This window comes from Candidatus Cardinium sp. cBcalN2 (assembly GCF_022810445.1).
In the GTDB taxonomy this organism is placed as follows: domain Bacteria; phylum Bacteroidota; class Bacteroidia; order Cytophagales; family Amoebophilaceae; genus Cardinium.
Genome location: NZ_JAACGD010000050.1, coordinates 1 through 8,961, shown reverse-complemented (window position 1 = coordinate 8,961; position 8,961 = coordinate 1). Strand labels below are relative to the sequence as shown.

General features: G+C 38.8%; 4 protein-coding genes and 1 rRNA gene. 3 read left to right on the top strand and 2 right to left on the bottom strand.

The features are described from left to right. Positions 1 to 736: 736 nt before the first annotated feature. Both MUW74_RS01625 and MUW74_RS01620 read right to left on the bottom strand, forming a co-directional pair. Complete coding sequence (locus tag MUW74_RS01625; protein WP_243519013.1) at positions 737 to 1,282, bottom strand: complement resistance protein TraT; 546 nt, start codon at positions 1,280 to 1,282, stop codon at positions 737 to 739. Between the two features lie 136 nt (positions 1,283 to 1,418). Continuing rightward, a 16S ribosomal RNA gene (locus MUW74_RS01620) occupies positions 1,419 to 2,943 on the bottom strand. Positions 2,944 to 3,626: 683 nt separating this feature from the next. On the opposite strand from MUW74_RS01620, the gene topA reads away from it, so the two are divergent. The 3 genes from topA to tsaE all read left to right on the top strand — a co-directional run bounded on the left by topA (position 3,627) and on the right by tsaE (position 8,711). Then, positions 3,627 to 5,939: a type I DNA topoisomerase gene (gene topA / locus MUW74_RS01615; protein ID WP_243519015.1), complete on the top strand. Its 2,313-nt coding sequence runs from the start codon at positions 3,627 to 3,629 to the stop codon at positions 5,937 to 5,939. Positions 5,940 to 6,081: 142 nt separating this feature from the next. Further along, positions 6,082 to 8,280: a hypothetical protein gene (locus MUW74_RS01610; protein ID WP_243553034.1), complete on the top strand. Its 2,199-nt coding sequence runs from the start codon at positions 6,082 to 6,084 to the stop codon at positions 8,278 to 8,280. A 14-nt stretch (positions 8,281 to 8,294) separates the two neighbouring features. Then, on the top strand, positions 8,295 to 8,711 hold the full coding sequence (tsaE, locus tag MUW74_RS01605) for a tRNA (adenosine(37)-N6)-threonylcarbamoyltransferase complex ATPase subunit type 1 TsaE (RefSeq protein ID WP_243518917.1): 417 nt from the start codon (positions 8,295 to 8,297) through the stop codon (positions 8,709 to 8,711). Positions 8,712 to 8,961: the final 250 nt, after the last annotated feature.

The following is an 8,961-nucleotide window of genomic DNA, read 5'->3' as shown; positions in this document are numbered from 1 at the left end:
ATCAACTACTACAAATAAATCCAGACAACAGGTGTTTAATATGCCTCGATGAAACAGGTGATGAGTGGCGTATCTTGCGCTGTTGTAGCAAGCCAACAAGCCCCAAGTATATACACCTATCTTGCATGGTAAATTCTGTCATGTCGGAAGGAGAGGATTGGATGGAAGCAAAATGCCCAATTTGTCGGAGTATTCTCGGTCTTTCCTAATGCATTATGCGAACCTGTTACTGAAAGTGCCCAATTTCTTATCGGCTGCCATCATACTTATGATATATCAAATATAGTGAATATAAAGTTGCTATATATTTATTCAGCGCTATGGCCATATTGAAAAAAACCGCTTCTTGTAAAATAGTTGCGATGAGCAATCACCTATTAGAGCTGATTAGAAAAACAGCTTGTTTGAACCCGCACAGCCGGTGAGTTCTGTTTTTCTAATCAGCTCTAGGTGATTTACGCAACTTTTTACAGAGGGCTTGATTTTTTATCCACTTTTTGATCAAGCAAAAAGTGGCTTTAAACAATTCATTTTTTAACATTTTCAGGAACAGATACTATAAAAAAGCTTTCATTAATAATCAAAAACCCATGAAAGTCCATCTTAATTATTTACAAAATGTAAGCTAGCTAATGGAAAAACGTAAAAAACAGTTGATCTCTGAATAGATTCAGTCTGCTATAAGCCATGTTGCCTATATAGTGCTCACCAATAAGCAGATTATGCTAAAAGTTAGTTAAATATACCCTTGCCGAGGAATAGGGGAAGGTATACTAGCAACACGGTACTCCGCAAAAGCATAGATACCAGCGATAACACCAAGACTGCCACCAACCATACCACCAAGTGTCCCACTCACCATGCCACCAACATCACCAGCAACAGCAATACCAGGAACAATCCCAGCAGCAATACCAACACAAAAGCCAACAAGACCACCAGAAATACCGCCAATAATGGGCGCAACCAAAGGACCCAGAGAAGAATCAGAATCGGGATCGGGAGCAAGAGGCGAAGGAGGAGCAGAGAAATCAAAATGAGAAGCAGGAGAAGCAGGAGAAGTAGGAGGGGCAGGAGGAACAGGAGGAGCAAAGTAAAGAGAAGTAGGTGTAAGTTGATATAGGAAGCAGCATCTATTTTGCTTAGGATATTGACCACATGCAGTCAATGTGGACAAAGATAATAGTAGCCAGTTGATAATTGTATTGCAAGGAATTTGGCATAAAAAACCAAACATCTTCATAGATAATCTTCTTCTATAAAAAGGCGACCTAGTATACATTGCTCTAACCTTTATTGTTAACAGTAAATAACTATAGAAATAATTTAGAAGAGAAATTTGAAGAGGAGGAAAAATGTTATTTAAAATGTTATTTAAAATAAATGTGGTAAGAAGAGAGGAATGGTACTTACTCTATAAAAGAGATGTTCCAGCCACACCTTCCGGTACGGCTACCTTGTTACAACTTAGCCCCAGTCGCTGGTCTAACACTAAACAGCTCCTTTTACGGCCACTGTCTTCAAGCTCTACCAACTCCCATGGCTTGATGGGCGGTGTGTACAAGGTCCGAGAACGTATTCACCGCGTCATTGCTGATACGCGATTACTAGCGATTCCAACTTCATGAGGTCGAATTGCAGACCTCAATCCGAACTGAGACATGCTTTTGAGATTTGCATCTTGTTACCAAGTAGCTTCCCTTTGTACATGCCATTGTAGTACGTGTGTAGCCCTGGGCATAAAGGCCATGATGACTTGACCTCGTCCTCTCCTTCCTCCCGCTTACACGGGCAGTCTACTTAAAGTCCCCACCATTACGTGCTGGCAATTAAGTAAAAGGGTTTCGCTCGTTATAGGACTTAACCCAACACCTCACGGCACGAGCTGACGACAGCCATGCAGCACCTTGTATTTTGTCCCGAAGGAACCCTTAATTTCTCAAGGTGTCAAAATACATTCTAGCCCAGGTAAGGTTCCTCGCGTATTATCGAATTAAACCACATACTCCACCGCTTGTGCGGACCCCCGTCAATTCCTTTGAGTTTCACCCTTGCGAGTATACTCCCCAGGTGGATCACTTAACGCTTTCGCTTAGACACACACGAGGTTTCATGTATATCGAGTGATCATCGTTTACGGCGTGGACTACCAGGGTATCTAATCCTGTTTGCTCCCCACGCTTTCGTGCCTCAGCGTCAGTTAAAGACCAGTAAGCTGCCTACGCTATTGGTATTCCTTATGATATCTAAGCATTTCACTACTACACCATAAATTCTGCCTACCTCTTCTTAACTCAAGCCTAATAGTATCAATCGCAGTTCTAGCGTTAAGCACTAGGATTTCACAACTGACTTAATAAGCCGCCTACGCACCCTTTAAACCCAATAAAACCGGATAACGCTTGCACCTTCCGTATTACCGCGGCTGCTGGCACGGAATTAGCCGGTGCTTATTCTTACAGTACTCTCAAGAGTCCCCGCAGGGGCTTTTTTGCTCCTGTACAAAAGCAGTTTACAACTCAGAGAGCCTTCATCCTGCACGCGGCATGGCTGGTTCAGGCTTGCGCCCATTGACCAATATTCCCTACTGCTGCCTCCCGTAGGAGTCTGGCCCGTATCTCAGTGCCAGTGTGGGGGACCTTCCACTAAGAACCCCTACCCATCGTAGCCTTGGTGAGCCATTACCTCTCCAACTAGCTAATAGGACGCACGCTCATTTTACACCGCCGGAGCTTTTATCTTTTTAGCATGCGCTAGCAAGATTATATGGGGTATTAATTCCCGTTTCCGGAGGCTATTCCCCAGTGTAAAGTAGATTGCATGCGCATTACGCACCCGTCCGCCGGTCGCCGGCAACACCGAAGTGTCCCGCTGCCCCTCGACTTGCATGTATGAGGCCTGCCGCTAGCGTTCATCCTGAGCCAGGATCAAACTCTTCTTTCTATTATTTATTAACTTTATCCCTAATAATTATACCAGGAATGATTTTTTGAGTCACACATTTTCCTCTCACTCATAAATGAGTTTCTTACCTACATTTATTTCAAAGAACTTCAAAGATAAACTAGAAACAATTGGCTGTCTTTTTGCTGACGGCTTATGTTATTCTGATTAACTCTGAAACAAAGGTACGGACTTTTTTCTAAATTGCAATAGAGTTTTCAAAAATAAAGGATAAAAAATTTGGGTATTCTATAAAATAACTGATAATCAGATGTTTATATTCTAAACTAATACTTTATAAACCAGATCTATAGTTGTCATATACAGTTACTTTAGGTGTAGTATAGTTGAGCGTCAAGCCAGTATGATGCCTGATAGGCTACTTTTTAGGATTAAACTAAACGTTATAGGCTATAGTTTACTGCTATAATGTAAATTGTATTGGTAGATCTACGAAAATTATTTTTCAGCTTTAAAAGCTGATTATGCAGAATATTTCAAATTATTGAGAGGCGATGATATGCTATAATCAAACAACCATTTGTAAATTTATGGCCCGGGAACCAAATGAATGCAAGGGGGTACGTTGTTAAGTAGCCTTACCACATTACTGAATGAATACAGATCATTGTATTTGTTTAAATAATATGAATTTATTATAATCAGGGTTTATATATTTTTCTATGGCAAAAAATTTAATTATTGTTGAGTCCCCTGCAAAAGCCAAAACGATTGAACGTTATCTAGGCAGTAACTATCAAGTAGCTTCTTCTAATGGTCATATTAGAGACCTTATTAGGGGCAATAATGCTATTAATATTGAGCAAGGTTTTTTGCCTAGTTATGAAATCAGTCCTGGAAAAGAACGGGTGGTACAACAACTTAAAAAGTTGGCCCATAGCTCTGATTGCGTTTATTTAGCTAGTGACGATGATCGAGAAGGGGAATCTATATCATGGCACTTAAAAGAAGCACTTGAATTAAAAGATGAAAAAGTGCAGCGGATTGTCTTCAGGGAAATTACCAAAATGGCTGTTTTAAACGCATTAAAACAACCACGTACCATTGATTTAGCGTTGGTAAACTCACAACAAGCCAGACGTGTTTTAGATAGGTTAGTAGGTTATGATCTATCGCCTTTATTATGGAAAAAGATTAAACCAGGCCTCTCTGCAGGCCGTGTACAATCTGTTGCAGTAAGGATGGTAGTAGAGCGAGAAAGGGCCATTGATCGTTTTGTCTCGACTGCTTACTTTGTGGTCTCTGCTTTTTTTGTTTTACCAACAGGACAGCTACTCAAAGCGGATGGTCCAGAAAAGTTTAAAACAGAAGAAGAAGCTTTTGCCTTTTTAGAAAAATGCAAAGGGGCGTCTTTTTCGATTAAAAAATTGGATACGAAGGCATTAAAACGATCACCTTCCCCGCCCTTTATTACTTCTACGTTACAGCAAGAGGCTAGTAGAAAACTTGGCTATTCTGTAAACCGTACTATGGTACTGGCCCAGCAGCTCTATGAAACGGGTAAAATATCTTATATGCGAACAGACTCTGTAACGCTTTCTAAAGAGGCGATAGAGCATATTGCAGAAATGGTGACCACAACTTATGGGGCGGATTATTTCCAGGCTAGAAGTTATACAACGAAATCATCCACTGCACAAGAGGCTCATGAAGCGATACGTCCTACTGATTTTTCATTGAAAATAGCCAGTAGCCAAAAGGATGAACAGCGGCTTTATGAACTTATTTGGCGCCGAGCTATGGCCTCTCAGATGGCTGATGCGCAAATAGAAAAGACCATAGCCACTATTCAAATCTCTACAACCGATCAGCCATTGATCGCAACAGGTGAAGTATTAAAATTTGAAGGTTTTCTCAAGGTCTATCTACGTGATCAAGTGGATGAAGAAGGCTCAGATGAGCATAAAACGATGTTACCACCTCTCCATATAGGCCAGGAACTATCATTAGAAAAAATGTTGGCCAGGGAACGTTTTAGTAATCCGCCGGCTCGGTATACTGAAGCTACTTTGGTTAGAGATTTAGAAGAAAAAGAGATCGGGCGCCCCTCTACCTATGCACCTATTATTGCTACTATTCAGAAAAGAGGATACATCAAATTGGAGTCTCGTGAAGGTTTTTCGCGCACTTATACCTTATTAACACTACAAAATAATCTGATTAATCAAGAAAAGCTAACTGAAATTGTTCGTGCAGAGAAACAAAAGCTTTTCCCAACCGATATGGCCGCAGTGGTCAATGACTTTTTGGTCAAACATTTTTCTGATGTAACCGACTATAACTTTACAGCACATGTTGAGAAAGAGTTAGATAAGATTGCACAAGGGGCTAAGATTTGGAATCAAATGTTACGTGAATTCTATAGTAGCTTTTACACTAAAGTGCAAGCTACTGCTGGCATAGACCGATCGATAGTAAACTATACTAGGCTTTTAGGAAAAGATCCCATAACCAATGCTTCGTTAATAGTTCGGTTGGGAAAATATGGTCCATTGGTTCAGTTAGGTATTGAAGCGGATGGTCTTGAGGTTCCCCCTCGCTTTGCAGGGCTAAGGGCTAATCAGCGTATGGAAACCATTACCTTAGAAGAGGCCTTAGAGCTTTTTAAGTTACCCCGTGTAGTCGGCACATTTGAAACGCTGCCCCTAATGGTCAACATAGGCAGGTTTGGCCCCTATATTAAACATGGCCCTCTTTTTTATTCCATACCCAAGACAGATGACCCATTTACCATTAATCAAGAAGGTGCCATAGCCATTATTGAAGCCAAACGAAAAGCAGATGTCGAAAAGCTGATCAAAACTTTTCCTCAAGACCCAGCTATACAAATCTTAAATGGAAGATGGGGCCCATATATTAAAAATGGTAAACAACATACTCGTGTTCCTAAAGATATTACAGATCCTAAACTACTCACTTTCGAAGAATGTCTAAATCTTTTAGAAAACAATCTAAAGGCAAAAAAGAGATCATAAAAGTTGGCTAGCTCAGCTATTAGGTGACGCATCAGCCTAGCCATCGTAGTTTATTTAGTAGATAAAACCTTATATTAGCTGCTGTAACAATTTCTTAAACTTTTTTATCCAAAGTATTCCAAAACAAATATTATTTTTTATTATGAGATTTAGTAGCCATCGTACCATCATTCAATTATTTTGTTTGACCTTATGGTTCAATTTTATTAGTAGTGATTGGGTCTTTGCCCAGCCGGAATGGAATAATGAATTAGTTACAGAAAAAATTTCACGTAATTATTTAAGATCTTTTCCGATATTACTTGCTGATGCTAGCGTGTTAGTGTCAAAGACCATGAAAGAAACTATGCGCCAAACGCATAATATAAAATTAGCTGAAACTACCCAACGTAAAATCGTTTTACGTACAATATTTTCTGAGATTGCTGCGAATAGTTCCTCACCAGATAGTGCTATATTGAACGATAATGCATGGACTGATTTAATACTCTTTTGTGGTGGGTCTAGTAATCCGGCTTATCACTTATTATCACGGATTAACAGGACCAATACTGTACTAGGTGAGTGTGCGTTGGCTACACTTTTAATCACACCAACTAGTGATGTAGCAACACTCTCCAATCGTCAGAAAACTTTGCAGTTATTATTGGAAAAATCAGCTTGTTTACCAGTTTTAAAAGCGTGTTTAGCAGATTACCGTAAAGTAGAACAATGTTTATTTTCTTTATGGACACACACAGATCCCCTTTATAGCCATGCCTATAAAACTTATATGAATAAACGGTTTCTCTCAGCTAATCCTGCTATCAATAAAAAAACGAGCAAGCTTAATCTTCGGATTTTTTTTAGAAACTTTTTAGATATATATGGTGAGTTTGTTATGCTGCCAGCAATTGGTCTGTTTGGGTGTGAAGCGCACTACCTGCTAACTTCTATCTCAAAAGGAGGTATGGTTCAAGGAAGTAGAAGCACTAGCTATGCTCCCTTCCCCTTATTTGTTCCTTTTATGTCCATCGGACATGTTGTTAATAATTATTACAACACAGATGGTCAGCCATTAGTGTTACCTTTCTTTGGCGTAGCGGCTACACATGCATTAGCTATATGGCGAGGGTATTGCGGCGTCAAAAGTTACCAAGAATATAGTGCTGTTTTTCGAAACTTAGCAGCTCGTATGCGGCATGTGCAAGTGTTTATCAAAACTATTGAAAAATTAAGTGCTATTATAGCAGACCATCATGCCTTAGAAGTAAATTATGCTTCTTCCTTAACTGCGATTAGAGGGCTATTGGCAAAAAGCAAGGAATCCACAGATATAGGGATAATGATAAAAAATCTTTTAGAGATGAAGCTTGATAATTGGTCCTATATTCGTGGAAATAATGGTAAGTTATTGGCTACCTATAGTTTATTTACAGAATATAAAGATTACTTGAAGCCGGCTATGTATGAATTAGGTCAACTAGATAGCTTTGTTGGTATAGCTACACTGATAAAAGAGGCAAAAGAAACTTTTCCGGAGCACTGTTATACTTTCACTAAATTTTTAGATCGTTCTCAACAAAAAACACCATGCGTGCATTTGAATGCTATGTGGAATCCAATGTTAAATCCTGCAACAGTTGTAGATAACAACCTAGAACTCGATGCAGATAAGACTCGTAATATGATCCTTTCTGGACCAAATGCAGGTGGAAAATCTTCTTTTATTTCTGGTGTAGCCACTAATTTGCTGCTCAGTCAAACCTTTGGGATTGCGGCTGCTAAAGGTGCGGTTATTACCCCTTTTAATAAAATCAATACTTATATTGAGCTCAAAGATGACATTGCATGTGGCGCATCACTCTTTATGGTAGAAGTAGAGCGTATGCAACGGTACATGCATATGCTTGAAAACGCTAAGCCAGATGAATTTATTTTTACTATTTCTGATGAACCTTTGGCCCGTACTAATCCGCTGCAAGCTAGTGCTGCTGCTTATGGTATCTTGGCTTCTATGGCGCAATACACCAATGCGCTGCATATTGTCTCGACCCATTATCCTATTTTAATGACTTTAAGCAGTAATTTCAAAGAAAGGGGGATTAGAAACTTTAAGGTTTTTATAGATGAAAAACCGGATCGGAAACTCCACTATACCTATAAAATTGTACCAGGTGAAGCAGACCAAACTGTTGCTTTAAGAATACTGGAAGAAGAAGGATATGACCCCGAATTACTCAAACAGGCCCAAGAAATTGTTCAACATCCTGAAAAATTTCCCTTATTGAAATTTTTTGAACAGAAAAATAAAAATAAAAATAAAAATAAAAATAAAAATAAAAATAAAAATAAACCTTAAATGGAGCCAAAAAAATGATCCTAAAAAGTTCTTGGGGTAGGCTCAGGGATACTGCTTGTCAATTGTTGAGTTATGCTGCTGATCATAGAATATGGCTACTAGAAGGTGATATGGGGGCTGGAAAAACTACTTTAATTAAAGAACTCTGTGGGGTGTTGCAAACAGTTGGTGTAGTTAACAGTCCAACTTTTTCAATTATTAATGAATATGAAACCATAGATCATGCCTCTATTTACCATTTTGATTGTTATCGAATCAATCATATCGATGATGCAATTGCGTTAGATTTTGAAAGGTATTTTACCTCTGGCGCTTATTGTTTTATAGAATGGCCTTCAAAAATTGCTGCTATTTTACCTGTACATTATTGCTTGATTAATATAAAAGTAACAACACCTATCACTAGGCATTTGACTTGCACTTGTTATTAGTATCCATTCACTACTGTGGCAGCATTAGACTAAAAAATGCCGGTTGTAAAATAGTGCCGCTCAGCAAGTAACCGTTATAACTGAAATAGAAAAACAGTTTTTACTCATATCGTCAACAGCTACATATAAGGTTGACCCTATTTGTTAAACAATCATAGATAATATTTGTATCTGTTCATGCAATGGCGTCAACTTAAGGAATTTTTAATTATTTTTATTTGATTATAAGTTTTTTTTATCTTACTTTTTT

Excerpts from the sequence above, each read along its gene's own strand:
- MUW74_RS01625 (WP_243519013.1), bottom strand. The coding sequence starts at position 1,282 with ATGTATACTAGGTCGCCTTTTTATAGAAGAAGATTATCTATGAAGATG.
- topA (WP_243519015.1), top strand. The coding sequence starts at position 3,627 with ATGGCAAAAAATTTAATTATTGTTGAGTCCCCTGCAAAAGCCAAAACG.
- MUW74_RS01610 (WP_243553034.1), top strand. The coding sequence starts at position 6,082 with ATGAGATTTAGTAGCCATCGTACCATCATTCAATTATTTTGTTTGACC.
- tsaE (WP_243518917.1), top strand. The coding sequence starts at position 8,295 with ATGATCCTAAAAAGTTCTTGGGGTAGGCTCAGGGATACTGCTTGTCAA.